The 24,973-nt window shown below is 71.7% G+C and carries 20 protein-coding genes; 7 read left to right on the top strand and 13 right to left on the bottom strand.

Translation table 11 applies throughout. The features are described 5' to 3' along the window. Positions 1-13: 13 nt before the first annotated feature. The 4 genes from ABZ808_RS26225 to ABZ808_RS26210 form a co-directional block, all read right to left on the bottom strand. Positions 14-973: a VWA domain-containing protein gene (locus ABZ808_RS26225; RefSeq protein ID WP_357011417.1), complete on the bottom strand. Its 960-nt coding sequence runs from the start codon at positions 971-973 to the stop codon at positions 14-16. Then, positions 970-1,953 (bottom strand): DUF58 domain-containing protein, encoded by a 984-nt coding sequence (locus tag ABZ808_RS26220; protein WP_357011615.1) that lies wholly within the window; start codon positions 1,951-1,953, stop codon positions 970-972. The genes ABZ808_RS26225 and ABZ808_RS26220 overlap by 4 nt, the downstream gene beginning before the upstream one ends. Positions 1,954-1,979: 26 nt before the next feature. Further along, complete coding sequence (locus tag ABZ808_RS26215) at positions 1,980-3,029, bottom strand: MoxR family ATPase (RefSeq protein ID WP_357011415.1); 1,050 nt, start codon at positions 3,027-3,029, stop codon at positions 1,980-1,982. 231 nt (positions 3,030-3,260) lie between these two features. Beyond that, entirely contained in the window at positions 3,261-3,767 is a 507-nt protein-coding gene (locus tag ABZ808_RS26210) for a hypothetical protein (RefSeq protein ID WP_357011413.1), read from the bottom strand. Positions 3,768-4,073: 306 nt separating this feature from the next. On the opposite strand from ABZ808_RS26210, the gene ABZ808_RS26205 reads away from it, so the two are divergent. Continuing rightward, complete coding sequence (locus tag ABZ808_RS26205; RefSeq protein ID WP_357011411.1) at positions 4,074-5,069, top strand: endonuclease/exonuclease/phosphatase family protein; 996 nt, start codon at positions 4,074-4,076, stop codon at positions 5,067-5,069. Between the two features lie 209 nt (positions 5,070-5,278). Here ABZ808_RS26205 and cimA read toward each other — a convergent pair whose 3' ends face one another. Then, positions 5,279-6,862 (bottom strand): citramalate synthase, encoded by a 1,584-nt coding sequence (cimA, locus tag ABZ808_RS26200; protein ID WP_357011409.1) that lies wholly within the window; start codon positions 6,860-6,862, stop codon positions 5,279-5,281. 333 nt (positions 6,863-7,195) lie between these two features. Here cimA and ABZ808_RS26195 point away from each other — a divergent pair, with 333 nt between their 5' ends. Both ABZ808_RS26195 and ABZ808_RS26190 read left to right on the top strand, forming a co-directional pair. Beyond that, on the top strand, positions 7,196-7,609 hold the full coding sequence (locus ABZ808_RS26195) for a PRC-barrel domain containing protein (RefSeq protein WP_357011613.1): 414 nt from the start codon (positions 7,196-7,198) through the stop codon (positions 7,607-7,609). A 57-nt stretch (positions 7,610-7,666) separates the two neighbouring features. Further along, complete coding sequence (locus ABZ808_RS26190; protein WP_357011407.1) at positions 7,667-8,410, top strand: tyrosine-protein phosphatase; 744 nt, start codon at positions 7,667-7,669, stop codon at positions 8,408-8,410. Positions 8,411-8,465: 55 nt separating this feature from the next. Here the strand turns inward: ABZ808_RS26190 and ABZ808_RS26185 are convergent, their stop codons facing one another. Together ABZ808_RS26185 and ABZ808_RS26180 are read right to left on the bottom strand one after the other, a co-directional pair. Then, entirely contained in the window at positions 8,466-9,563 is a 1,098-nt protein-coding gene (locus tag ABZ808_RS26185) for a branched-chain amino acid aminotransferase (protein ID WP_357011405.1), read from the bottom strand. A 162-nt stretch (positions 9,564-9,725) separates the two neighbouring features. Continuing rightward, the gene (locus ABZ808_RS26180) at positions 9,726-10,760 is read right to left on the bottom strand and encodes a 3-isopropylmalate dehydrogenase (RefSeq protein ID WP_357011403.1); all 1,035 of its coding nucleotides are present in this window, start codon (positions 10,758-10,760) and stop codon (positions 9,726-9,728) included. Positions 10,761-10,972: 212 nt separating this feature from the next. Between ABZ808_RS26180 and ABZ808_RS26175 the strand changes: the two genes are divergently transcribed. Continuing rightward, the gene (locus ABZ808_RS26175) at positions 10,973-11,815 is read left to right on the top strand and encodes an FAD:protein FMN transferase (RefSeq protein WP_357011401.1); all 843 of its coding nucleotides are present in this window, start codon (positions 10,973-10,975) and stop codon (positions 11,813-11,815) included. Between the two features lie 378 nt (positions 11,816-12,193). Next, positions 12,194-12,550 carry a hypothetical protein gene (locus ABZ808_RS26170; protein ID WP_357011400.1) on the top strand — a complete coding sequence of 119 codons (357 nt, stop codon included), beginning with the start codon at positions 12,194-12,196 and terminating at the stop codon, positions 12,548-12,550. 85 nt (positions 12,551-12,635) lie between these two features. Here the strand turns inward: ABZ808_RS26170 and serA are convergent, their stop codons facing one another. From serA to ABZ808_RS26145, 5 genes are all read right to left on the bottom strand, one after another. After that, entirely contained in the window at positions 12,636-14,234 is a 1,599-nt protein-coding gene (serA, locus tag ABZ808_RS26165; RefSeq protein ID WP_357011398.1) for a phosphoglycerate dehydrogenase, read from the bottom strand. Positions 14,235-14,706: 472 nt separating this feature from the next. Further along, the gene (gene ilvC / locus ABZ808_RS26160; RefSeq protein ID WP_357011396.1) at positions 14,707-15,720 is read right to left on the bottom strand and encodes a ketol-acid reductoisomerase; all 1,014 of its coding nucleotides are present in this window, start codon (positions 15,718-15,720) and stop codon (positions 14,707-14,709) included. 96 nt (positions 15,721-15,816) lie between these two features. After that, positions 15,817-16,332: an acetolactate synthase small subunit gene (gene ilvN / locus ABZ808_RS26155; protein WP_089017348.1), complete on the bottom strand. Its 516-nt coding sequence runs from the start codon at positions 16,330-16,332 to the stop codon at positions 15,817-15,819. A gap of 58 nt (positions 16,333-16,390) precedes the next feature. Then, positions 16,391-18,268, bottom strand: coding sequence for an acetolactate synthase large subunit (locus tag ABZ808_RS26150; RefSeq protein ID WP_357011394.1), 1,878 nt, complete (start codon positions 18,266-18,268; stop codon positions 16,391-16,393). Positions 18,269-18,453: 185 nt separating this feature from the next. Next, on the bottom strand, positions 18,454-20,826 hold the full coding sequence (locus tag ABZ808_RS26145; RefSeq protein WP_357011392.1) for a bifunctional diguanylate cyclase/phosphodiesterase: 2,373 nt from the start codon (positions 20,824-20,826) through the stop codon (positions 18,454-18,456). Between the two features lie 110 nt (positions 20,827-20,936). On the opposite strand from ABZ808_RS26145, the gene ilvD reads away from it, so the two are divergent. Further along, positions 20,937-22,784 carry a dihydroxy-acid dehydratase gene (ilvD, locus tag ABZ808_RS26140; RefSeq protein ID WP_357011390.1) on the top strand — a complete coding sequence of 616 codons (1,848 nt, stop codon included), beginning with the start codon at positions 20,937-20,939 and terminating at the stop codon, positions 22,782-22,784. Between the two features lie 115 nt (positions 22,785-22,899). On the opposite strand, the gene ABZ808_RS26135 is transcribed toward ilvD, so the two are convergent. Further along, positions 22,900-24,081: an ROK family transcriptional regulator gene (locus ABZ808_RS26135; RefSeq protein WP_357011388.1), complete on the bottom strand. Its 1,182-nt coding sequence runs from the start codon at positions 24,079-24,081 to the stop codon at positions 22,900-22,902. 163 nt (positions 24,082-24,244) lie between these two features. Here ABZ808_RS26135 and ABZ808_RS26130 point away from each other — a divergent pair, with 163 nt between their 5' ends. Beyond that, positions 24,245-24,973 carry an amino acid ABC transporter ATP-binding protein gene (locus tag ABZ808_RS26130; RefSeq protein WP_357011386.1) on the top strand — a complete coding sequence of 243 codons (729 nt, stop codon included), beginning with the start codon at positions 24,245-24,247 and terminating at the stop codon, positions 24,971-24,973.

The raw sequence follows: 24,973 nt of genomic DNA, 5'->3' as shown, positions 1-24,973 counted from the left end.
TCGGCGCGGCGGATCAGGGCAGTCGGGAGAACCAGCGCATCGAGCCGGCTGCCGCACCCATCGCGAAGACGAGGCCGAGGCCGATGAACCGGGCCGAGACGTCCTGGCGTTCGGTGCGGTAGCCGACCGAGCTGCCGATGTCGTCGTAGACGGCGCGCAGCTCGTCGATGGTGCTGGCCTCGTGGAACATCCCGCCGGTCTCGTCGGCGACCGCTCGCAGCGTCTGCCCGTCGACCGGCACCTGGATGGGCCGTCCGCCCCGGTCCACGAATCCGGACGGGGTGCCGAAGGAGATCGCGTGCACCGGCACCTTCGCCGTCACCGCCTCCGCCGCCGCCTCCATCGGGTCCATTCCCGAGGTGTTCGCCCCGTCGGAGAGCAGGATGATCCGGGCAGGCGGCGGCTCCTTCGCGGCCTCGCTGTCCAGGCTCTTGACCGCGCCCAGCGAGGTGTTGATGGCCTCGCCGATCGCAGTGCCCTGCACCCCGGTCACACCCTCGGCGAGCCGGCCGATGCCCTCGTCCAGGGCATCTCGGTCGGTGCCGGGCGGCACCAGGACGGCGGCGCTGCCGGCGAACGCGACAAGCCCCACGTTGAACTCGTCCGGCAGGCCCTCGACGAACCGCCGGGCCGCCTGTTTGGCCGCCGCCAGCCGGTCCGGTTCCACGTCGGTGGCGAGCATCGAGGTGGACACATCCACCGCCACCATCACGGTGGCGCGTTCCCGGGGCACCCGAACCTCGGCGCTGGGCCGGGCGAACCCGACCACGAGCAGCGCCAGCATGGCCAGGAACAGCCCGGCCGGGACATGTCGGCGCCAGGCCGGCCGCTCGGGCGCCACCCGGTCGAGCAGCCGCAGGTTGGTGAAGCGGACCGCGTACCGGCTGCGTCCGCGCTGGATCACCAGGTACGCGACGATCAGGGCGAGCACACCGAGCAGCAGCCAGAGCCGCAGCGGGGACTCCCAGTTCACGCGGCACCTCCCCGGGCGACCCCGGCCGGCGCGGCGGCCAACCGTCGCTGGGCGTGCACGTGCCGGACGATGTCCGCGCCCCAGTCCCGGTCGGTGCGTAGCGCCAGGTGGGTTGCCGCGCTGCGGCGCAGGGCCTGGCGGACCTGCTCACGCTGGGCGACGGCGGCCGCGGCGTACCGCTCGCGCAGCCGACGGTCCGATGTGCACACCTCACGACAGCGGCCGGATTCCGGATCGACCAGTGTGATCAGGCCGACGTCGGGCAACTCCAGCTCGCGCGGGTCGGTCACCTCGATCGCCAGCACCTGGTGGCGGACGGACAGCCGGCGCAGGGTCGCCTCCCAGGGCGGCGGGTGGTCGGGGTCGTCGGGCAGCCCGTCGAGGAAGTCCGAGACCACCACGACCAGGCCGCGCTGGTTGGCGACCCGGTGCAGCGCGTCGAGCCCGTCCGCCAACTCCGGCGATCCGACCGACGACTGGTCGCTGGGACCGGACGTGCGCGGGGCGGTCAGCAGCATGCGGAGCAGACCAAGCAGATGGGTACGCCCGCTGCGGGCGGGGAAACGGCGTACCCCGTCGGCACGCAGCACCTGCGCACCCAGTCGGTTGCCGACGCCGGCGGTCAGGAAGCCCACCGCCGCCACCGCGGCCACCGCCAACTCCCGCTTGTCCAACTCGGCGGTGCCGAACTCCATGCTGGCACTGCCGTCGACCAGTAACCAGGTGGTCAGTTCCCGGTCGGCGTCGACCTGCCGGACATGCGGCACGGCGGTCCGGGCGGTCACCGCCCAGTCCATCCGGCGGACCTCGTCCTCCCCCGGCCGGTATTCGCGGCTGCCCGCGGGCTCGCTGCCCGGCCCGGGAAGCAGGCCACGGTACTGGCCGTGCAGCAGACCGTTGAGCCGCCGGGTGACTGTCAACTCCAGACGCCGCAGTCGCTGATCCGGGCTCAGCTCGGCCAGGCCGGGATCCGGCGGCACGGCCACCGGCGCGAGGCTGGCGCGCCTCATGCCGCCGCCAGGTCCGGCGTCTGCTGCGGATGCCCGGTCGCCACCCGGGGCGGCGGAACCGCCTCCACCAACCGGCGCACCAGGCTCTCGGCCGAGACCCCGTCGGCGACCGCGTCGAAGGAGAGCACCAGCCGGTGGGCGAGGACGTCGACCGCCAACTCCCGGACGTCCTCGGGCAGCACGTACTCCCGTCCACGCAGGAGCGCCTGCGCCCGGGCGGCCGCGACCAGCCCGAGGGTGGCGCGGGGGCTGGCACCGTACGCCAGCAGTGGCGCGATCTCCGGCAGCCCGAACCGGCCCGGGTCACGGGTGGCGAGGATGAGCCGGACGACGTACTCGGCCAGCGCGTGGTGGACGAAGACCTGCTCGGCGCGGCTCTGCAGGTCCTGCAACCGTTGCGCGTCGAGCACCTGACGTGGGCTGGGCCGGTCGGTGCTCATCCGGTAGAGGATGGCCAGTTCGTCGGCGTCGCTGGGGTAGTCGACCACCACCTTCATCAGGAACCGGTCGCGCTGCGCCTCGGGAAGCTGATAGACGCCCTCCGACTCGATCGGGTTCTGGGTGGCCAGCACCAGGAACGGCGACGGCACCGGCCAACTGCGGCCGCCGATGGAGACCTGCCGTTCCGCCATCGCCTCCAACAGCGCCGACTGGACCTTGGCCGGGGCGCGGTTGATTTCGTCGGCCAGCACCAGGTTGGCCATGATCGGGCCCAGTTCGATGTCGAAGGTCTCCTTGGAGGCCCGGTAGATCCGCGTGCCGACGATGTCGGAGGGAACCAGGTCCGGGGTGAACTGGATCCGGGAGAAGGTGCCACCGACCACGGTGGCGAGGGTCTGCGCGGCAAGCGTCTTGGCCACGCCGGGGACCCCCTCCAGGAGGCAGTGCCCGTTGGCGATCAAAGCGGTGAGCAGGCGTTCGACGAGTCGATCCTGCCCGACGATCACGCGTTTGACCTCGAAGAGCGTCTGTTCCAGCTCGACGCCGGTCGGCTCGGGATCGACCGGGCTGGGCATGCTGGCCAGGGTGTCCGAGATGTCCGTCACGGTGCTTGCTTCCCGGGCGGAGGGGGCGGCAAACGTCGGATTGTGAGCACCGGACCGGCCCGTTGTGCCCCGGATGAGGACGAGCCGCCCGAACGGGGGACGACCGGGATGAGCCGGCCGCAAGAGTGCGTCGACCCCGAGCCGGCAGGGCGAGGGTCGACGGTGACGAGGTGCGCCGGGCGGACACGGCGCGGCCCCCGCACACCGGTGCGGGGGCCGGACGTCGGTCGGTCAGGAAAGGTGGACAACCAGGTGGAAGCCCAGGTCGGTCGGGGTGCCGGCCGAGTTGCGGGTCTGCACGAAGACCGCGTTCGGCGTGCTGAGCCGGGGCGCGACCGAGACCTCGCCGCCCGGCGGGATGCAGCAGGAGTCGGCCCGGCCGACCGAGGCCACGAAGACGCCGGCCGTGACGACGTGGCTGAACTGCACCTCGTACTGCCCGGCGCCGTACTTGATGACGGTGCCGGTGCCACGCGCCTTGGTGCCGTTGGAGTTGACGACGACGATGGTGGTCGAGGCGACGAGCGTGCTCGCCTTGGCGTTCAGCGCGGCCTTTGCCTTGCGGGCGGACTCCGCCGTCACCGGCGGTTGGGTGTTCGTGCTGCGTGCAGCCGGCTGGGCTGCCTCGACCGGGGCCTTCGCCGTCGGTTGGGCGACGGCGATCCCACCTCCGGCGAGGGTGAGCCCCAGGACGGCGAACGTGACCGCCGCCGCCTTACGTCGGAAGGATGTGCTCATGACAGGTCCCCCTTGTGTGACCGTGCGAATTCGGCCGACCCGCGGGGCGGGACGGATAACTGCCAGAAAATAGGGTTGAGGACGACGCGTAACCGATTGAAGCTCTGACCTACACCTGGTCCGAGCTGGCATTACTACTCAGAGTTGCGTCGCTTTGACCAGGTGAAACGTAGCACCGCAAAAAGCTGAGCGTCAATAGTTGATCTCGCTTTATCGGGTTGGCGACCGACCTTCATATAATTGCGAAATGTGAGCGGCCCGCCATTCACGAATGGGACGGAACAGAAGACCGTTAGGCTGTTCGCCATGATCGTCGATGCCCTGCCCACGCCTACCCGCCGCCGCGCGGCACCGGTCGGCACGGCGCTCTGCTGGCTGGCGATCGGGCCGACGGCTGTCTGGGCCGCCCTACGGCTGGGCGGGCTGGACCGGGGGCCACTGGTGCAGGCGCTCGCCTTCACCCCGTACGTCGCGGGATGGAGCGTGCTCGCCCTCGCACTCGCCATCGCCCTGCGGCGCTGGTGGCCGGCGGCGGTCGCGGCCCTGGCCGCGGTGGCGCTGCTCGGCGCGGTCGCGCCCCGTGCGCTGGCCGCCTCGCAGCCGGCGACGACCGGCCCCACCATCCGGGTGCTCACCGCCAACCTGCTCGCCGGCTCCGCCGACGCGGCCACGCTCGTCGAGTTGGTCCGGCGGCACCGGGTCGACGTGCTCACCGTGCAGGAGTTCACCCCGGACGCGCAGGCCGCCCTGGACCGGCTCGGCCTCGACCAACTGCTGCCCCACCGGCAGCTCAACCCGCACATCGGCACGCCCGGCTCCGGGCTCTACTCGCGGTGGCCGCTCAGCGACGTCGGCATTCGGCACAATCGCGGCGGCTGGGGGTTCAGCCAGGCGTACGGCACGGTGGCCGTCCCCGGCGCTCCCCCGGTCCGTGTCGAGTCGGCCCACCCCTCGGCGCCGTCCGCGCTGGACCAGGTCGGCGCCTGGCGTGCCGACCTCGCCGCCCAGCCACCGGCCACGCCGGACGGTGAGCTGCGGATCCTTGCCGGGGACTTCAACGCCACCCTCGACCACAGCCCGCTGCGGGCGCTGCTGGGCACCGGTTACGTGGACGCGGCCGACGCCGTCGGGGAGGGGTTGACCGGCACCTGGGGTCCGTACGACGGCGACCTGATCCCGCCGGTCACCATCGACCATGTGTTTGTCGACCGGCGCATCGCGGTCCGCTCGCTGACAGTGCTGGCCCTACCCGGCAGCGACCACCGCCCCGTCCTGACCACCCTCCGCCTCCCCACCCCCTAACCCGCTCCCCGCTCCCCGCTCCCCGCTCCCCGCTCCCCGCTCCCCGCTCCCCGCTCCCCGCTCCCCGCTCCCCGCTCCCGCGATCTTGCACTTGATGTCGCGACAATGGTGCACAAAAGCCGCATAACGGCGACACAAAGTGCAAGATCGCGGGGGCGAGGGGCGGGCGAGGGCGCGGAGGGGCGGGGCGGGGCGGGCGAGGGGGCGGGTTAGACGGAGGCGGGGGCCAGGCCGTAGGTGAGGGCGTCGACCAGGGCGTGCCAGCTCGCCTCGACCACGTTGTGGTGCACGCCCACGGTGGTCCAGTCCCGGCCATCACCGTCGGAGGTCTTCAGCAGCACCCGGGTGACCGCGCCGGTGCCGTGGCTGCCCTCCAGGATCCGCACCTTGTAGTCGGCCAGTTCGAAGTCGCGCAGCTGCGGATAGTGCCGGGTCAGCCCCACCCGGAGCGCCTCGTCCAGCGCGTTGACCGGGCCGTTGCCCTCGGCGGTGGCGATCACCCGCTCGCCGCGTACCCGGATCTTCACCGTCGCCTCGGAGACGACGGCGCCGTCCTCCCGGTGCTCGACCAGCACCCGGTACGACTCCAGGGTGAACGGACGGGCCGGACTGCCCTCCGGCAGTTCGGAGCGGACCAGCAGCTCGAAGGAGGCGTCCGCGGCCTCGAAGGACCAGCCGTCGGCCTCCAACTCCTTGACCCGCTTGGTGACCCGGGTCAGCGTCTCCGGACGGCCGGCCAGGTCCAGGCCGAGCTCACGGCTCTTGAGCTCGATGCTGGCCCGGCCGGCCATCTCGGTCACCAGGATCCGCATGTCGTTGCCCACCACCGACGGGTCCACGTGGTTGTAGAGCAACGGGTCGACCTTGATCGCGCTCGCGTGCAGCCCCGCCTTGTGGGCGAAGGCGGCGGCCCCGGCGTACGCCTGGTGGGTGTCGGGGGCGATGTTGGCGATCTCGGCGATGGCGTGCGAGACCCGCACCATCTGCGCCAGGCAGCCGTCCGGTAGGACGGGCATGCCCAGCTTGAGTTGAAGGTTGGCGACGACCGCGAAGATGTCGGCGTTGCCGGGGCGCTCGCCGTACCCGTTGGCGGTGCCCTGGACGTGGCGGACGCCGGCCTCCACGGCGGCGATCGTGTTGGCGACCGCGCAGGAGGTGTCGTTCTGCGCGTGCATGCCGAGCAGCCCGGCGTCGACCCCGAGCCGGCTGGTGAGGTCGACGATCGCGGCGGTCACCTGGGACGGCAGCATGCCGCCGTTGGTGTCGCAGAGCACCATGCGCTCGGCGCCGGCGGCGAGCGCGGTCTGCACCACGGCCGCGCCGTACGTCGGGTCGTGCCGGTAGCCGTCGAAGAAGTGCTCGCCGTCGACGAAGACCCGGCGGCCCTCGCGCACGAGGTGGGTGACGGTGTCGTGGATCATCGCCAGGTTCTCGGCGCCGGTGGTGCGCAGCGCTCGCTCGACGTGGCGGATGTCGGCCTTGGCGACCAGCGCGACCGCCGGGGTCTGCGCGTCCAGCAGGCCGCGCACCTGGGGGTCGTCGGCGACCGCGACACCGGCCTTGCGGGTGGCGCCGAACGCGACCAGCACGGCGTGCCGCAGGTCGAGTTCGGTGCGCGCTCGGCGGAAGAACTCGGTGTCCTTGGGCACCGCGCCCGGCCAGCCGCCCTCGATGAAGCCGACGCCGAACTCGTCGAGCAGCCGGGCCACCGCCAGCTTGTCGACCACCGAGTAGGTGAGCCCTTCGCGCTGGGCACCATCACGCAACGTCGTGTCGTAGACCTGGAACGTCATCAGGGTCCTTTCTCGGAGCAAACAAAAAGACCTCCCGCGGATGCGGGAGGTCTGCGCGCTCGGCGGAGGGGGATGCCGGCGCGCTAGGTCGCAATAATCAGGGCGGTGCTGGTCACGTCCACTACTCTGCCACCGCTTCCCCGTTTCTGGGAGGAGCAATCCACATCGCGGGACGCGCCGAGCGGCGCGGCGGCACGCGTCGCCGTTTCCGGCCCCCGGCCGCCGGGTAGCTCGTGGGGGGACACACCACCGACGCCGAGACGATCGGCGACAGTCAGGAGTGAACGGCATGGACAGGATCGATCCGCACGCCACCCACGCCGGCCGGACCCGCTGCGCGGCGGCGACCAGGGCACCATTCCCGGCGGTGCACCGGCCGGCACCTTCGGCCCCTGGCGCTACCGGGACCAGGCCGAGGTGGCCGACGCCGACCTGGTCGGATACAAGGTCGAGGCCACCGACGGTGGCATCGGCAAGATCGACAGTGCCAGCCACGAGGTGGACGGCAGCTACCTGGTGGTGGACACCGGCCCGTGGATCTTCGGGAAGAAGGTGATGCTGCCGGCCGGAACGGTCAACCAGGTCGACCACGACCAGCGCACCGTCTCGGTCGACCGCACCCGCGACCAGATCAAGGCCGCCCCCGAGTACGACGAGACCAGCCACAGCGACCCGGCGTACCGGGACCAGCTAGGTGGCTACTACGACGAGACGTACGGCGCACTCCCGCCCGGCACCGCTCGGTAGCCGATCGAACCCCGACGGCCGGTGGGACGCGGCCCCACCGGCCGCTACGGTGTGAGCGTGGACGCCATCGACGACAACCGACGCATCCCACTGCCCGCGACCTTCAACTTCCGCGACGTCGGCGGCTACCTCGGCCACGACGGCCGCGCCGTACGCCGGGGCCGGCTCTTCCGCTCCGACTCCCTGCACCGCCTCGACGAGCAGGACCGGGACGCGTTCGCCGCGATCGGCATCCGCACCGTCATCGACCTGCGCCGGCCGACCGAGGTGGAACGTGACGGCCGGGTGCCGGCCTACCAGGGGCTGACCTACCGGAACATCCACCCGGAGCACGAGGACTGGGCCGCCACGCCGCACGAGGAGGGCGCCGACCTCGCCCGCTACCTCGCGGACCGTTACGCCGACCTGGCCCAGACCGGCACCGCCGGCCTGGCCGAGGCGATCGGGCTCATCGCCGACTCCTCGAACGCCCCGGCGGTGGTGCACTGCGTCGCCGGCAAGGACCGCACCGGCATCGTCTGCGCGCTGACCCTCGCCGTGCTGGGCGTCGACGACGCCGACATCGTCGCCGACTACGCGCTCAGCACGGAGGCGTCGGCCCGGTTCAGCGCCTGGCTCACGGCCACCCTGCCGCACGTGGTGGACGTGCCAGCGCCGTTCCTGGCGTCACCCGCCGAGGCGATGCAGATCTTCCTGGACGAGCTGCGCGAAGGGTACGGCTCGGTCGAGGCGTACCTGCGTCACGCCGGGGTGACCGACGAACAACTCGCCGCGCTCCGCGACCACCTGCTCGACGCATAGGCCGTCGAGGTCTGTGCCGGCCCGACCGTTCGGACGGGCCGGCGCGTGACGGAGGTCAGAGGACCCGCTGCACCCAGCCCTGCTCGTCGGGGGCCTTGCCCCGCTGGATGTCGACCAACTGCTGACGCAGTGCCATGGTGACCTGGCCGGGCTCGCCGCCGCCGATCAGGAACTCGCCGTCCGGGAAGCGGACCCCGCCGATCGGGGTGATGACCGCGGCGGTGCCGCAGGCGAACACCTCGCGGAGCCGGCCGCTGGCCGCGTCGGCCTGCCAGTCGGCGAACGCGACAGGCCGCTCCTCGACCCGGTGACCGGCAGCCCCTGCCAGCGTCAAGACCGCGTCGCGGGTGATGCCGGGCAGGATCGTGCCGGTCAGCGGCGGGGTGACCACCGTGTCGTCGTCGTAGACGAAGAAGACGTTCATGCCGCCCAACTCGTCGACGAACCGGCGCTCCACCGCGTCCAGGAAGACGACCTGGTCGCAACCCGCCTCGATGGCCTCGGCCTGGGCCGCCAGCGACGCGGCGTAGTTGCCGCCACACTTGGCCGCGCCGGTGCCGCCGGGCGCGGCGCGGGTGTAGTCCGGTGAGACCCAGACGGTGACCGGCTTGACCCCGCCGGTGAAGTAGGCCCCGACCGGCGACGCGATCACCATGTAGAGATATTCGTTGGCCGGGCGGACGCCGAGGAAGACCTCACTGGCGAACATGAACGGCCGCAGGTAGAGGCTGCCGTCCTCGCCGGTCGGGATCCACTCCCGGTCGATCTCGATGAGCTTGTGCAGCGAGTCGACGAAGACCTCGGGCGGCAGCACCGGCATCGCCATCCGCTGCGCCGAGGTGGCGAAGCGGGCGGCGTTGGCGTCCGGCCGGAACATGGTCACGCCACCGTCGGCCGTCCGGTAGGCCTTGAGCCCTTCGAAGATCTCCTGCGCGTAGTGCAGCACGGCACTGGCCGGGTCCATCGGGATCGGCGCACGCGCCTCCACCCGGGCGTCGTACCAACCCTTGCCGTCGGCGTAGCGGACGGTGACCATGTGGTCGGTGAAGACCCGGCCGAACCCGGGGTTGGCCAGCAGAGCGGCCCGATCGGCGGCGGATACCGGCGCGGGATTCGGACGGATCTCGAAGTCGAGCATGTCACCACCGCTCATCGCGCTGACCTCCCTGCGGGACAACGGCGTGCGGGATCGCACGCCGACATGGCTGTGCCAGAAACTTACCCCGAACGGTCGTTCAGCGGAAAGCGCCGCTCGGGGCGGGCGGAGTGCCCGGACAGGCGGGGATACCGCCCCGGCGTTGGGAGGCCGGGGCGGTCAGGCTACGGCGTGTGCGGCGAGGCGGTCGCCGACCTCGGCGGTACGCAGGGCGACGCCCGGGGTGCGACCGGCCAGCTCGGCGGCGACCGCCGCGTTGACCCGGGAGGCCGCCTCGGCGTGCCCGAGCTGCTCCAGCAGCAGCGCGGCGGAGAGCACCGCGGCGACCGGGTCGGCGACGCCCTGCCCGGCGATGTCCGGAGCGGAGCCGTGCACCGGCTCGAACATCGAGGGGTACGCCCCCTCGGGGTTGATGCAGCCGCTGGCGGCCAGGCCGATACCACCGGTGACCGCGGCGGCGATGTCGGTGAGGATGTCGCCGAACAGGTTGTCGGTGACCACCACGTCGTAGCGCTGCGGCTGGGTGACCAGGAACATCGCGGCCGCGTCGACGTGCTGGTATTCGGTGTCGATGTCCGGGTGCTCGGCGGCGACCGCGTCGAAGGTGCGCGCCCACAGCGACCCGGCGTGGGTCAGCACGTTGGTCTTGTGCACCAGGGTGACCTTGCGCCGTTCCCGGCGGCCGGCCCGCGCGAACGCGTCACGGATGACCCGCTCCACGCCGTGCCGGGTGTTGAGGCTCTCCTCCGTGGCGACCTCGGCCGGGGTGTCGCGGTGCAGCGACCCACCGGCGCCGGCGTAGAGACCCTCGGTGCCCTCGCGCACCACCACCAGGTCCACCTCGCCGGGCTTCACGTTGCCCAGCGGGCCGGCGACACCAGGCCAGAGCCGGGAGGGGCGCAGGTTGACGTACTGGTCGAAGGCGAACCGGAGCTTGAGCAGCAGCCCGCGCTCCAGGACCCCCGGCGGGACCGTCGGGTCGCCCACCGCGCCGAGCAGGATGGCGTCGTGCCCGGCCAGCTCGGTCAGCACCGAGTCGGGCAACACCTCTCCGGTACGGTGCCAGCGGGCGGCACCGAGGTCGTACTCGGTGGCCTGGACACCGCCGGGCAGCACCGCGTCGAGGACCTTGCGGGCCTGGGTGACCACCTCGGGTCCGATGCCGTCCCCGGCCACCACCGCGATCCGCGCCACGACCGCACTCCCTACGTCGACTGCCCTTGTCCGGGCAACGGTACGTCCCCGTCCCGATTCCCGGTACGCAGCTTCCACAATATGGGAATGCTGATCCACAGCATCCTCTCAGCCAGGACCCATGTGGGAGTCATCTCCGCTGCCTACGGTCGACGTCAGCGGGTCAGGAGACCCGCGAACGGCGACTCGCCAACTGCGAGGGGGCAGATGCCATGCGGATCGACGAGCAGCCACGGACCCGCTGGCCGGACCCGTCCGCATTCCGCAACCGCCGGCCCGACCTCCGGCTCGGCAGTCGCCGACACCGGATCGACGCGGCCGGCGCCGCGCAGGGCCGGATCGCCGTTCAACACACCGTGCAGACCGCGACCGCCGAATACACCCTGCTGCTCAACGCCCCCGAGTGGCTCGGCCGCCGGGGCGTCGGCGAGGCGCTGCGGGACAGCGTCGCGGAGTTGCGCGCCATCGACCTGACCTATGGCCCGAACCGACCGGAGAGCCTGGTCTCCAAACTGCGCCGGGGCGAGATCAGCCCCGAGTCGTACCCCCCGCTGGCCGACCTGGTAGACCGCTGCACCGCCATGCGCGCCGCCACCGACGGTTGGTTCGACGCCTGGGCGGTGCCCGGCGGCTTCGACCCGGGCGGCCTGCTCGGCGGCTGGGCCGTGGAACGCGCCGCCGCCCGGCTGCGTGCCGCCGGCATTCACGACTACGCGGTGCTGACCGGCGCCGACCTGGTGGTCCGGGGCCGGGCGCCGCACGGCGGGCCGTGGCGGGTGGCGGTGCACCACCCGACGGCGCCCGACCGCGCGCCGCTGGTGCTGGAGATGACCGCCGGCGCCGTCGGCACCTCCGGGGTGACCGGTCGACAGGGGCATGTGGTGGACCCGCACACCGGCGAGCCGGCCACTCAGCTCGCCGCCGCCACCGTCGTCGGCCCGGACCTGACGGTCGCTGACGCCTACGCCACCGCGCTCTACGCCGCCGGCCCCACCGGCCTGGCCTGGTTTCGTGGTGGCTCCGACTATCGCGCGCTCTTCGCCCACCGGCACTGAACTCGCCGCACGAGCCCCGTCTCCCCGCGGGTGCTCCGGCCCGATTCGCACCTCGGCCGCCCACGCGGTCGGCCGGTCGGGCTGCGATCGGCCCCCACCGCCTCGGCAACGGCTGTGGGGGCCGGTCAGCGACGAGTGCGCGTGGCTTGCGCAATCGAGGGGTGCGGACCGGTCGGACCGGACGTCGGCCGCGCCACCCGAAGACGGGCCGGCGCCACGACCTCGGCCAGTGAACGCAGTCGTACGCTAGCGAATCGACGCAACTCGACGCAAGAGTCTCCACAGCGGACTGTCACGAACGGCACGTCACCGGGTCGGCGATCAGCCTGCGGCGAGGCAGTTTCGACATGGTGAACGGCGGATGGCACGCTGTCCGCCGTGAGTTTCGATCTGAGTGTGTGGGCCCTGGAGGACGGGGCGACGCCCGAGGACGTGCGGGCAGCGGTCGATGGTTGCCGGCAGGGGCAGCACGTGGACCGTTACCCGGACCCGCGAGTTGTCGGCTTCTACCGGGCGATCACCGCCTCCTATCCGGACCGGCACCCCGGCCCGGACAGCCCGTGGGCCGTCGCGCCCCTGCACGCCGCCCACGACCATGTCGAGTTGAAGCTGCACCCGACCTGCGCGGACCAGGTGCTGCTGGACATCGAGCGGCTGGCCGGCGCGCACGGGCTGATGCTCTTCGACCCACAGGACGGCTCGGTCTACCCGCCTCCGGCCCGGCTGACCAACTGACCCGACCGGGGTCGGGCCGTAACCCACCCCGGGTACGACAGAGGGGCCCGGCGTGACGCCAGGCCCCCCGTGGTGTTGCCGTCGACTACTCGTCGCGCAGGTCCGCCGCGCTGGCAGCCGTCGCGCCGATCGAGTCTGCCGCGGAGGTGAGCAGGTCGGCGCCGAGCGCCTGGTCGACGGTGAGCGTCATCAGCGTCTCGCCGCCCGCCTCACGCCGGGCAACCTGCATCGCGGCGATGTTGATGCCCGCCTCGCCGAGCAGGGTGCCGACAACGCCGACGACGCCCGGCCGGTCGGCGTAGCGCAGGAAGAGCAGGATGCCCTCCGCGCTGATCTCCACGTCGAAGCCGTCCACCTCGGTGAGCTTGATGATGTCCCGGGCACCCGAGTGGGTCACCGTCCCGGAGACGCTGACCGTCCGGCCGTCCGGCAGCGCGCCGCGTACCGTGACCAGGGTGGGCTGCTCGGCCGTCTCGGCCAGGCTCGCGAGGGTGACCTCGACGCCCCGCTCGGCGGCCAGGTGCGGGGCGTTGACGTAGGTGACCTGATCCTCGACCACGGAGCTGAACAGCCCCTTCGTGGCGGCCAGCTTGAGCACCGACACGTCGTGGCCGACGATCTCGCCGCGAACCTCCACCGTGACGCTGGCGGCCACCCCGCCGGCGACCGCGGTGAACGCCCGGCCCAGCTTCTCGGCCAGCGGCAGCAGCGGCCGGACGTCCTCCGCGACCAGACCGCCGGCCTGCACGTTGACGGCGTCCGGAACGAACTCGCCCTGCAACGCCAGCTTCACGCTCTTGGCCACGGCCAGGCCGGCCTTGTCCTGCGCCTCGTGCGTGGAGGCGCCCAGGTGCGGGGTGGCCACCACGTTGTCGAAGGCGAACAGCGGCGACGAGGTGCAGGGCTCCTTGGAGTACACGTCCACGCCGGCCCCGGCGACCCGGCCCTCGGCGATGGCGTTCGCGAGCGCCTGCTCGTCGACCAGACCACCACGGGCGGCGTTCACGATTCGCACGCCCGGCTTGACGATCGCCAGTTCCTTCTCACCGATCAGCCCCATCGTCTCCGGGGTCTTCGGCAGGTGGATGGAGATGAAGTCACTCTCGCGCAGCAGCTCGTCGAGCCCGACCAGGCGTACGCCGAGCTGCGCCGCGCGAGCCGGCTGGATGTACGGGTCGTACGCGATCAGCCGGGTGCCGAACGCGGCGATGCGAGACGCGAAGAGCACTCCGATGCGGCCGAGCCCGACCACGCCGACGGTCTTGCCCTGCACCTCGACGCCGGTGTACTTCGACCGCTTCCACTCCCCCGCCTTGAGCGCCGCGCTGGCGCTCGCGGTGTTGCGGGCCACGGCGAGCAGCAGGGCGACTGCCTGCTCGGCGGCGGAGACGATGTTCGAGGTGGGCGCGTTGACGACCATCACGCCACGCGCGGTGGCCGCCGGCACCTCGACGTTGTCCAGTCCGATGCCCGCGCGGGCGACCACCTTGAGTCGCGGCGCGGCGGCGATCGCCTCGGCGTCGATCTGGGTCGCGCTGCGCACGATGACGGCGTCGGCCTCGGAGAGCGCCGAGAGCAGGGCCGGACGGTCGGTGCCGTCGACGTGACGGACGTCGAAGTCGTGGGCGAGCACCTCGATGGCGGCGGGGGCGAGTTCTTCGGCGATCAGTACGACAGGAGTCATCGGTCCTCGTAGAGGTCTTGTATGCGATCGGCCCGGGCGGCAGGGCGCCGCAATGCGTCCTGCGCTGACCGTGCCGTGGCTGTCAGGTGCCGGCTACGAGCACCTACCCGCGATCGTAGGGCCCCGTTGGCCGGCATGTTCCGGTCTGTGAGGTGAGGGCCCTCACACGCCCGCTCGGGCGACGGACGGGGCCCGTTAACGGGACCGACATCAGGTTGTCGCACGGTCGACCGCTGCCGGGGCCAGCACCGGTTCCGGAGGGAGCGGTCCCGCGGCGGGTCGGCCCGCGCCGATCGGGCGCGTTCGCCGCGGTCCGGCAGAGGCGTTGATCACCCGGTCTCAGCAAGTGAGCATCGGCAGCGGCCACGTGCACGGCCGACGGCCGGTGACCCGCGCTGGGGAGAGCGCCCGGTCACCGGCCGTCGGTGGACCATCCGCCGCTCGGGACGGCTGGACGGTGCTGCGGAACCCGTCAGGCGGTTTCGGTGATCGGGCGGTCGACCCAGCTCATCATGCCGCGCAGCTTCGCGCCGGTCTCCTCGATCGGGTGCGCCGCGCCCTCGGCCTGCCACTTGGTGAAGTTGGGCCGGCCCGCCTCGTCCTCGGCGACCCACTCGCGGGCGAACTCGCCGGACTGGATCTCACCGAGGATCTTGCGCATCTCCTCCTTGACCCGGGCGTCGATGATGCGCGGGCCACGGGAGAGGTCGCCGTACTCGGCGGTGTCGGAGATGCTGTACCGCATCTTCGCGATGCCGCCCTCGTACATGAGGTCGACGATCAGCTTCAGCTCGTGCAGGCACTCGAAGTAGGCCACCTCCGGCGCGTAGCCGGCCTCGGTGAGCACCTCGAAACCGGTCTGCACCAGCGCCGCCGCACCGCCGCAGAGCACCGCCTGCTCACCGAAGAGGTCGGTCTCGGTCTCCTCGGTGAAGGTGGTCTTGATCGCACCGGCGCGGGTGCCGCCGATCCCCTTGGCGTACGCCAACGCGAGCGCGAGCGCGTTGCCGCTGGCGTCCTGCTCGACGGCGACCAGACAGGGCACGCCCTTGCCGTCGGAGTACTGGCGACGAACCAGGTGGCCGGGGCCCTTCGGCGCGACCATGGCGACGTCCACCTCGGCCGGCGGCTTGATCAGGCCGTACCGGATGTTGAAGCCGTGGCCGAAGAAGAGGGCCTTGCCCGGGGCGAGGTGCGGGGCGATCGACTCGGTGTAGAGCGAGCGCTGGGCGGTGTCCGGCGCGAGCACCATGATCACGTCAGCCTCGGCCGCGGCCTGCGCCGGCGTGAGCACCCGCAGGCCCTGCTCCTCGGCCTTGGGACGGCTCTTCGAGCCCTCCGGCAGACCGATCACCACGTCGACGCCGGAGTCGCGCAGCGACAGCGCGTGGGCGTGGCCCTGGCTGCCGTAGCCGATCACCGCGACCTTCTTGGCCTGGATCAGGCCGAGGTCGGCATCGTCGTCGTAGTAAACCTCAACGCTCATGAGACTTCCCTTTCGTACGACGGCCCGGGCGGCCCGTCGTGGTGTGTGCGGATGGGTTCGGAGGACGGCCCTTCGCCAGGGCCGACCGGCGGCGGGTCAGGCGGCCCGCAGGGCGGGACCGGCGGTGATCGAACGCGAGCCGCGCCCGATCGCCACCAGCCCGGACTGGACCATTTCCTTGATGCCGAAGGGCTCGAGGTCGCGCAGCAGCGCGTCGAGCTTGTCGGGGGTGCCGGTGGCCTCGATGGTCAGCGTGTCCGGTGCCACGTCGACCACCCGGGCGCGGAACAGGTTGACCGTCTCCAGCACCTGGGTCCGTGCGGACCGGTCGGCGCGGACCTTCACCAGCAGCAACTCCCGGGCGACCGAGACCTGCGGGTCCAGCTCAACGATCTTGAGCACGTTGACCAGCTTGTTGAGCTGCTTGGTGACCTGCTCCAGTGGGGACGACTCGGCGTTGACCACGATCGTGATCCGGGAGACGTCCGGGTTCTCGGTCTCGCCGACGGCGAGGCTGTCGATGTTGAACCCGCGCCGCGAGAACAGGCCGGAGACGCGGGCGAGCACGCCAGGCTTGTTCTCCACGAGCACGGACAGGGTGTGCATGGTCACTGCGTCTCCTTTGTCATGCCCTCATGGCCCTCGCTTCGCTCGGTGCATTCGGTCATGACTAGATGTCGTCCTCGTCGAAGGCCGGGCGAACGCCGCGGGCGAACATGATCTCGTCGTTGCTGGTGCCGGCGGCGACCATCGGCCAGACCATGGCGTCCTTGCCGACCACGAAGTCGATCACCACCGGAGCGTCGTTGATCGCCATGGCCGCGGCGATGGTCTTGTCCACGTCGTCGGCGTTCTCACAGCGCAGCCCGACGCAGCCCAGGGCCTCGGCGAGCTTGACGAAGTCGGGAATGCGGTGCTTGTGGGTGCCGAGCTCGGTGTTGGAGTAGCGCTCGTTGTAGAACAGCGTCTGCCACTGCCGGACCATGCCGAGGTTGCCGTTGTTGATCACGGCGATCTTGACCGGGATGCCCTCCAGCGCGCAGGTGGCCAACTCCTGGTTGGTCATCTGGAAGCAGCCGTCGCCGTCCACCGCCCACACCACCGTGTCCGGCTTGCCGACCTTCGCGCCCATCGCGGCCGGCACCGCGTAGCCCATCGTGCCGAGCCCGCCGGAGTTCAACCAGGTGTACGGCTTCTCGTACGAGATGAACTGGGACGCCCACATCTGGTGCTGCCCCACGCCGGCCACGAAGATCGCGTCCGGACCGACGATCTCGCCCAGCCGCTTGATCACGTACTGCGGGGAGAGCGTGCCGTCGGACGGCTCGTCGTAGCCCAGCGGGTAGCGGTTGCGCAGGTCGTCCAGCTGGGTCCACCAGTCGCCCAGGTCGGTGGTGTGCCCCGCCGACCGCTCGACGGTCACCGCGGCGATCAGCTCGTCGATGACGTGCCGGGCGTCGCCGACGATCGGGACGTCCGCGTGCCGGTTCTTGCCGATCTCGGCCGGGTCGATGTCGGCGTGCACCACCGTCGCGTCCGGAGCGAACGAGTCCAGCTTGCCGGTGACGCGGTCGTCGAAGCGGGCGCCGAGCGCGACGATCAGATCGGCCTTCTGCAGGCCGTACACGGCGGCGACGGTGCCGTGCATGCCGGGCATCCCCAGATGCTGCGGATGCGAGTCGGGGAAGGCGCCGAGCGCCATCAGGGTGGTGACCACCGGGACGCCGGTCAGCTCGGCGAGCCGGCGCAGCCCGTCGGTGGCGCCGGCCTTGAGCACACCGCCACCGACGTAGAGCACCGGCCGGCGGGCGGCGGCGATCAGGCGGGCCGCCTCCCGGATCTGCTTGCCGTGCGGGTTCAGGGTGGGCCGGTAGCCGGGCAGGTCCAGCGTGGGCGGCCAGACGAAGGTCGTCGGCGCCTGGAGCACGTCCTTGGGGATGTCGACCAGCACCGGGCCGGGGCGGCCGGTGCTGGCCAGGTGGAACGCCTCCGCCAGCACCTGCGGGATCTCCTCGGGGCTCTGCACGAGGAAGTTGTGCTTGGTGATCGGCAGGGTGATGCCCTGGATGTCCGCCTCCTGGAAGGCGTCGGTGCCGATCGACGGGCGGGCCACCTGGCCGGTGATCGCCACCATCGGCACCGAGTCCATGTACGCGTCGGCGATCGGCGTGACCAGGTTTGTCGCACCCGGGCCGGAGGTCGCGATGCAGACGCCGACCTTGCCGGTGGCCTGCGCGTACCCGGTCGCCGCGTGACCGGCGCCCTGCTCGTGGCGGACCAGGATGTGCCGGACGCTGGAGTCGTAGAGCGGGTCGTACGCCGGCAGGATCGCGCCGCCCGGGATACCGAAGACGACGTCGACGCCGAGCGCTTCCAGGGACCGCACCAGCGAACCGGCGCCGGAGACCTCGGTCGGGGCGGATGGCCGTACCGCCGGGGTGGCCGGGACGGCGGCGGCGCGTGCGGCGGGGTCGACGGTGCCGGCCGGCTCGGCCGCGCGGGCCCGCCGGGCGGTGTGGGCGAGTGTCTCGGGCGTGGGTCTCGTCATGGCGGTTCTGGCCTTCGGCTGGAATGGCTGGGGCTTGTTCAGCGATGCGGCGACGGGCGGGGCCCGTCGCGACAGGTTCCGACGGCAATAAAAACGGCCCTCGTGCAGATGCACGGGGCCAGCGCACTCTCAGTGAGGGAGAGTGCGCTCAGGTAAGTACTCGCGACCGGTACGACGACATGCGGCTAAGCCTGACGCATCTCACGCGATGAGTCAACTGATCTCACATGTTGGTCAACGGACGACGGCGCGTCGGCCGACGACGCGCCACCACCAGAGGGGATGACCTGCTCGGAACCGCCCGGAACCCGGCGCGGAGCGGGCAGCGGGCCGGGCCGGGCACCCGGCGAGGTGGCCGCCTCCAGCATCGCCTCCAGGTGCTCGGCCGGCACTCCCCAGCCGAAGAGCGCGCCCTGGCCGAACCGGCAGCCGGCGGCCACCACCGCGGCCAACTCGGTGGGCGTGGTCACACCCTCGGCGATGACCTCCAGCCCCAACTGGTGGCCCAGCCGCATCACGATGTCGACCATGGGCGCGAACGCCGGGCCCTCCCTGCCCACCGGGCGGACCGGCTCGTGCTCGGCCACCAGACTGTGGTCGATCTTGAGAATGTCGATCGGCAGCCGGCGCAGCTGCCCCAGCGAGGAGTAGCCGGCGCCGAAGTCGTCCAGTGCGATCCGCACACCGGTCAGCCGCAGGGCGGTCAGCCGCCGGATCAGCTCGTCCAGGTCGGTGGCGACCGCGTGTTCGGTGACCTCCAGCACAAGCCGCTGCGGCGGCACGTGGTGGGCGCGCAGCGCCTCGGCGACCTGGACCACGTACTCCGGGGCGTGCAGCTCGCGGGGGGAGACATTCACCGAGACCCAGACGTCGTGCCCGTCGGCCAGCCACCGGGAGAGCTGGTAGCAGGCCTGGTGCAGCACCCAGGCGCCGAGTGTGCCGATCATGCCGCACTCCTCGGCGAGCGGGATGAACTCGTCCGGACGGACGTTGCCCAGCTCGGGGTGGCGCCAGCGGAGCAGCGCCTCGGCGCCGACCGGCCGCACCGACGGCAGCGACGCCACCGGCTGGAAGGCCAGCCGCAGCTCGTCGCGCTCGATGGCGCCACGCAGCTCGTGCTCCAGCGTCGTGCGCCGGCGCAGCAACTGGTCGTACGCGGCGTCGTAGCGCTCGATCCGGTTCTTTCCGCGCTGCTTGGCGTAGCGCAGCGCCAGGTCGGCGTGGCGCAGCAGCAGGTCCACGTCCGGCTCGCCCGCCCACCCGGCCACCCCGATGCTCACCGACAGGAAGACCGGCCCCTCCTCCTGGTCGTACGGCCGGTTGAGCACCCCCAGCAGCCGCTCGGCGACCCGGTCCGCCTCGGCCGGCCGGGCCGGCATGAGCACGGCGAACTCGTCGCCGCCGAGCCGGGCCGCGACGTCGTCGGGGCGCAGGTTGCCGCGCAGTCGGCTGCCCACCTCGGCCAGGACGGTGTCGCCCACGTCGTGGCCGCGCATGTCGTTGACGTGCTTGAAGCCGTCCAGGTCGAGGCTGAGCAGGACGCACGGGGTGCCGGCCGCCGCGCTGTCGTGCAACGCGCGCAGCAGACCCCGCCGGTTGGCCAGCGACGTCAACGGGTCGGTGTGCGCCAGCTCACGAAAGTGCGCCTCCCGCTCGGCCAGCCGGCCGGCGTAGTCCCGGACGTCCTTGAGGGTGAGGTACTGCCGGGCCACCAGCGCGAAGCCCTCCACGGTGCCGGCCACGATGCCCGGCGCGGTGAACCGGCCGTCCTGCAGGAGGTGGTACATCGCCGACGCCGCCATCGCCACCATCGGGGCCACCGCGTACTCGCCGTCACGCCCGATCAGGTCCAACTCGATTTGCCCGAGCCGGTCGTCCCGGTACACCGCGAGCGCGACGGCCAGCAGACCGGCGGCGAGCACCACCGCACCGGTCAACGCCATGGTCGGCCCGGACTGGCAGAGCCCGGCGCTGAGGCCCAGCCCACCGCAGCTCACCGCGCCGATCCCGGCGGCGAGCACGGCCAGCCGCCAGCGCGGGGCGGCGGCCCGGAAGACCACGATCACGGCGAGCCCGGCACCGAGTGCGGCGCTCACCGTGGCCACCAGGATCGCCGGGCAGGCCATCGGGGTGGCGGCGCCCAGCAGCCGGGTCGGCTCGGAGAAGAGCACCCAGCCGACGAACCACAGCGCCGCCGCCATGGTCACGCCGTCCAGGGCGAGCCGGGCGGTGCCCGCCGCGGTGGCGGCCACCCCCGGCAGCCGGAGCAGACCGGCCGCGAAGGCCAGCCCGCTCAGTGCGGTGCCGATCGCCGCCGCGGTGGCCCAGGCGGTGCGCAGACCCTGCTCGTGTGCCCAGTGGTCGCTCGCGGAGAGCACGGCCACCACACCGGCCAACATGCTGAGCAGGGACGTCCCGGCGGCCACCGCGAGCAGCACGTGCGCTGGCCGACGCGGCCCCGTGCGCTGCCGGGCGACCACGGTCAGCAGCACGGTGGCAGTGACGGCGACCAGCCCGCTCAGCGCCGCGACCGCGACCATGCCCGGGGGGAGATGCACGTCTCAAGAGTGCCGGATGGCCGCGCGTCGTGGGGGACTGGATGTGCATCTGTTGGGACACGGCACATTCGCCGGACGGCCAGTGCGCCAACGGTGTCATGCTGGTACGCATGCCTGAGCTGCGGTCGAGGACCTCCACACACGGTCGGACGATGGCCGGCGCCCGGGCCCTCTGGCGGGCCACCGGGATGACCGACGACGATTTCGGCAAGCCGATCGTCGCCATCGCCAACAGTTTCACCCAGTTCGTGCCTGGTCACGTACACCTGAAGGACATGGGTGGCCTGGTCGCGGACGCGGTCGCCGAGGCCGGCGGGGTGGGGCGTGAGTTCAACACCATCGCGGTCGACGACGGCATCGCGATGGGCCACGGCGGCATGCTCTACTCGCTGCCCAGCCGGGAGTTGATCGCCGACGCGGTGGAGTACATGGTCAACGCGCACTGCGCCGACGCCCTGGTCTGCATCTCGAACTGCGACAAGATCACCCCAGGCATGCTGCTGGCCGCGTTGCGCCTCAACATCCCGACCGTCTTCGTCTCCGGCGGTCCGATGGAGGCCGGCAAGACGACGGCGATCGAGGGCGTCGTGCACAGCAAGATCGACCTGATCGACGCGATGATCGCCTCCTCCAACGAGGCGGTCACCGATGAGCAGCTCGGCGAGATCGAGCGCTCCGCCTGCCCCACCTGCGGCTCCTGTTCCGGCATGTTCACCGCAAACTCGATGAACTGCCTCACCGAGGCGATCGGCCTGGCGCTGCCCGGCAACGGCTCGACGCTTGCCACCCACGCCGCGCGCCGGTCGCTCTTCGTCGAGGCCGGCCGCACCATCGTGGAGATCTCCAAGCGGTGGTACGACGGTGACGACGACTCCGTCCTGCCCCGCATCGTCGCCTCCAAGGCCGCCTTCGAGAACGCGGTCGCCCTGGATGTGGCGATGGGCGGCTCCACCAACACGGTGCTGCACCTGCTCGCCGCCGCCCGCGAGGCGGAGATGGACTTCGGCGTCGCCGACATCGACGCCATCTCCCGGCGGGTGCCCTGCCTGGCAAAGGTCGCGCCGAACTCGCCCAAGTACCACATGGAGGACGTGCACCGGGCCGGCGGCATTCCGGCGATCCTCGGCGAGCTGGACCGGGCCGGGCAGCTCAACCGGGACGTGCACGCCGTGCACTCCCCCTCGCTGGCGCAGTGGCTCACCGACTGGGACGTCCGCAGCGGCTCGCCCACGCCGACGGCGGTCGAGCTGTTCCACGCCGCGCCCGGCGGGGTGCGTACCACCGAACCGTTCTCCACCACCAACCGCTGGTCGTCGCTGGACACCGACGCGGCCGAGGGCTGCATCCGCGACCGCGAGCACGCCTACTCCGCCGACGGCGGCCTGGCCATCCTGCGCGGCAACCTGGCCCCGGACGGCTGCGTGGTGAAGACCGCCGGCGTGCCGGATGACTGCCTGACCTTCCGCGGGCCGGCGAAGGTCTACGAGTCCCAGGACGACGCGGTGACCGCGATCCTCGCCAAGGAGATCGTCGCCGGTGACGTGGTGGTGATCCGGTACGAGGGCCCGAAGGGCGGCCCCGGCATGCAGGAGATGCTCTACCCCACCTCGTTCCTCAAGGGTCGGGGGCTGGGCCGCGCCTGCGCGCTGCTCACCGACGGCCGCTTCTCCGGCGGCACCTCCGGGCTCTCCATCGGGCACGCTTCCCCCGAGGCGGCCTCCGGTGGGCTGATCGCCCTGGTCCGCGAGGGCGACGAGATCGTCATCGACATCCCCGGCCGTTCCATCGAGCTCAACGTGCCCTCCGAGGAGTTGGAGGCGCGACGGGTGGCCGAGGAGAAGCGCGACAAGCCGTACACCCCGACCAACCGGCAGCGGCCGGTGTCGGCGGCACTGCGCGCGTACGCCTCGATGGCCACCTCGGCCAGCGACGGCGCGTACCGCCGCGTCCCGGAGTAGCCACCGCGGCCCGAGGCCGCTAGATCACCACGAGATCGCCGATGTTGGGGTATCCGGTCGACGGGATACCGCGATATCGGCGATCTCGTGGTGATCAGCGCTGCCTGAGGAGCGGTCAGTTGACCGTTACGACGTGGTCGATCACCAGGTGGGCGGCACCGGTGATGCCGACGTCCTGGCCGGTGGTGACCCGCTCGATGAGCAGGGTCTGGGTGGCCAGCGGTAGGCACCGCTCGTAGAGGGTGGCCCGCATGCTGGCCATCAGCGGTTCGCAGTCGGCCAGTCGGCCGCCGATGGCCACCACCTGCGGGTTGAAGAAGTTGACCACCACGGCCAGGATCTCGCCGATGGCCCGGCCGGCCTGCCGGGCGAGCGCGGTGGCGTGCAGGTCGCCGTCGTCGATCAGGCGGATCACGCCGGTCAGGTCGTCGACCGGCACGCCCTGCTCACGGAGCGCGGTGACCAGGGCCGCGCCGCTGGCCACCGCCTCCAGGCAGCCGGAATTGCCGCAACTGCACGCGGGCGCCGGGTCGGCGACCACCCGGCAGTGGCTGATGTCCCCGGCCGAGCCCTGAGCGCCCCGGTGCAGCTGTCCACTGGAGATCACTCCGGAGCCGATCCCGGTGCCGGCCTTGATGTAGACAGCGTGGTCCAGTTCGGAATGCGCCGTGCGATGCGCGCCCAGCGCCATCAGGTTGGCGTCGTTGTCCACAATGATCGGCGCCTCGATCCGGTCGGCGCAGAACGCGGCGACGTCGAAGCCGTTCCAGCCGGGCATCCGCGACGGGCTGACGATCCGTCCGGTGGCGTGCTGCACCGGGCCGGGGATGCCGACGCCGACGCCGCGCAGCACGCCCGCCGACGGCGCGTCACCGGTAGCCGCTGACGTGCCACCGGCCACCAGCGCGGAGACCTCGGCCAGCAGCGCGCCGAGCACCTCCTCCGGGCCGTCCTCGATGCGTACCGGCAGGGTGCGGGCCCGCACCACCCGCCCGGAGAGATCCAGTGTGCCGACACGGGCGTGGTGCGCGCCGAGGTCGATCGCGCCGACCACAGCACCGCCGGTGGGTACAGCGAGCTGGCGCGGTCGCCGGCCGCCACGGGACCGCCCAGCGCCGGTCTCCTCCAGCAGCCCCTGGCTGATCAACGCCTCGACCCGTTGGGAAACCGTCGAGGGGGACAGCCCGGAGAGCCGGGACAGGTCGGCACGACTGACGGCCGCCCCGGTAGCGACCCAACGCAGCAAATCCCGGGGGCTGCTGCGGAGGGCTTCGCGTGGCGCCTCGTCAATCGTCACGTCAGCTTCTTAGCACCCCCAGTTAATTCAGGCAACCAGTTGACTTAGTTTGCGCGCTACCTTTAACTGTCGCTGTTGGTTCGATATGAAGCCGACTTAGTTCGGTGGCCGAAGAAAGTGGGGTCGGGTGGTGGCACCGGGGACGACGGGTGCGGACCGACCGATGGTGTCGGTACGCGGCCTGCACAAGTGGTTCGGTCCGCTGCACGTGCTCAAGGACATCGACCTCACGGTGGCGGCCGGCGAGGTGGTCGTCGTGGTGGGGCCGTCCGGCTCCGGCAAGTCGACCCTGTGCCGCTGCCTCAACCGGCTGGAGACGATCGGGCAGGGCACCATCGAGATCGACGGTGAGCCTCTGCCGGCCGAAGGTCGCGCGCTGGCCCGACTGCGCGCCGACGTCGGCATGGTCTTCCAGTCCTTCAACCTCTTCGGGCACAAGACGGTGCTGGACAACGTCACCCTCGGCCCTACCCGGGTCCGCAGGATCGCCCGGCCCGAGGCGCGTCAGCAGGCCATGAACCTGCTGGAACGCGTCGGCATCGCCGACAAGGCGAACCACCACCCCGCCCAACTCTCCGGCGGGCAGCAGCAGCGGGCCGCGATCGCCCGCGCACTGGCGATGCAGCCGAAGGTGCTGCTCTTCGACGAGCCGACCTCGGCCCTCGACCCCGAGATGGTCAACGAGGTGCTCGACGTGATGGTCTCCCTCGCCGCCGAGGGGATGACCATGATCGTGGTCACCCACGAGATGGGCTTCGCCCGCCGCGCCGCCGACCGGGTCGTCTTCATGGACGACGGTCGCATCGTCGAATCCGGCGCCCCCGACGAATTCTTCGCAGCTCCGCGCTCCGAGCGGGCCCGCGATTTCCTTTCCAAGATCCTCCAGCACTAG

Origin of the sequence: Micromonospora sp. NPDC047527 (assembly GCF_040643015.1) — a bacterium.
In the GTDB taxonomy this organism is placed as follows: Bacteria; Actinomycetota; Actinomycetes; order Mycobacteriales; family Micromonosporaceae; genus Micromonospora.
The sequence above is the reverse complement of the archived record's forward strand: the minus strand, read 5'-3'. Positions and strand labels throughout refer to the sequence as shown.

Excerpts from the sequence above, each read along its gene's own strand:
- ABZ808_RS26210 (WP_357011413.1), bottom strand. The coding sequence starts at position 3,767 with ATGAGCACATCCTTCCGACGTAAGGCGGCGGCGGTCACGTTCGCCGTC.
- ABZ808_RS26205 (WP_357011411.1), top strand. The coding sequence starts at position 4,074 with ATGATCGTCGATGCCCTGCCCACGCCTACCCGCCGCCGCGCGGCACCG.
- cimA (WP_357011409.1), bottom strand. The coding sequence starts at position 6,862 with ATGACGTTCCAGGTCTACGACACGACGTTGCGTGATGGTGCCCAGCGC.
- ABZ808_RS26185 (WP_357011405.1), bottom strand. The coding sequence starts at position 9,563 with ATGAGCGGTGGTGACATGCTCGACTTCGAGATCCGTCCGAATCCCGCG.
- ABZ808_RS26175 (WP_357011401.1), top strand. The coding sequence starts at position 10,973 with ATGCGGATCGACGAGCAGCCACGGACCCGCTGGCCGGACCCGTCCGCA.
- serA (WP_357011398.1), bottom strand. The coding sequence starts at position 14,234 with ATGACTCCTGTCGTACTGATCGCCGAAGAACTCGCCCCCGCCGCCATC.
- ilvC (WP_357011396.1), bottom strand. The coding sequence starts at position 15,720 with ATGAGCGTTGAGGTTTACTACGACGACGATGCCGACCTCGGCCTGATC.
- ABZ808_RS26150 (WP_357011394.1), bottom strand. The coding sequence starts at position 18,268 with ATGACGAGACCCACGCCCGAGACACTCGCCCACACCGCCCGGCGGGCC.
- ilvD (WP_357011390.1), top strand. The coding sequence starts at position 20,937 with ATGCCTGAGCTGCGGTCGAGGACCTCCACACACGGTCGGACGATGGCC.
- ABZ808_RS26130 (WP_357011386.1), top strand. The coding sequence starts at position 24,245 with ATGGTGTCGGTACGCGGCCTGCACAAGTGGTTCGGTCCGCTGCACGTG.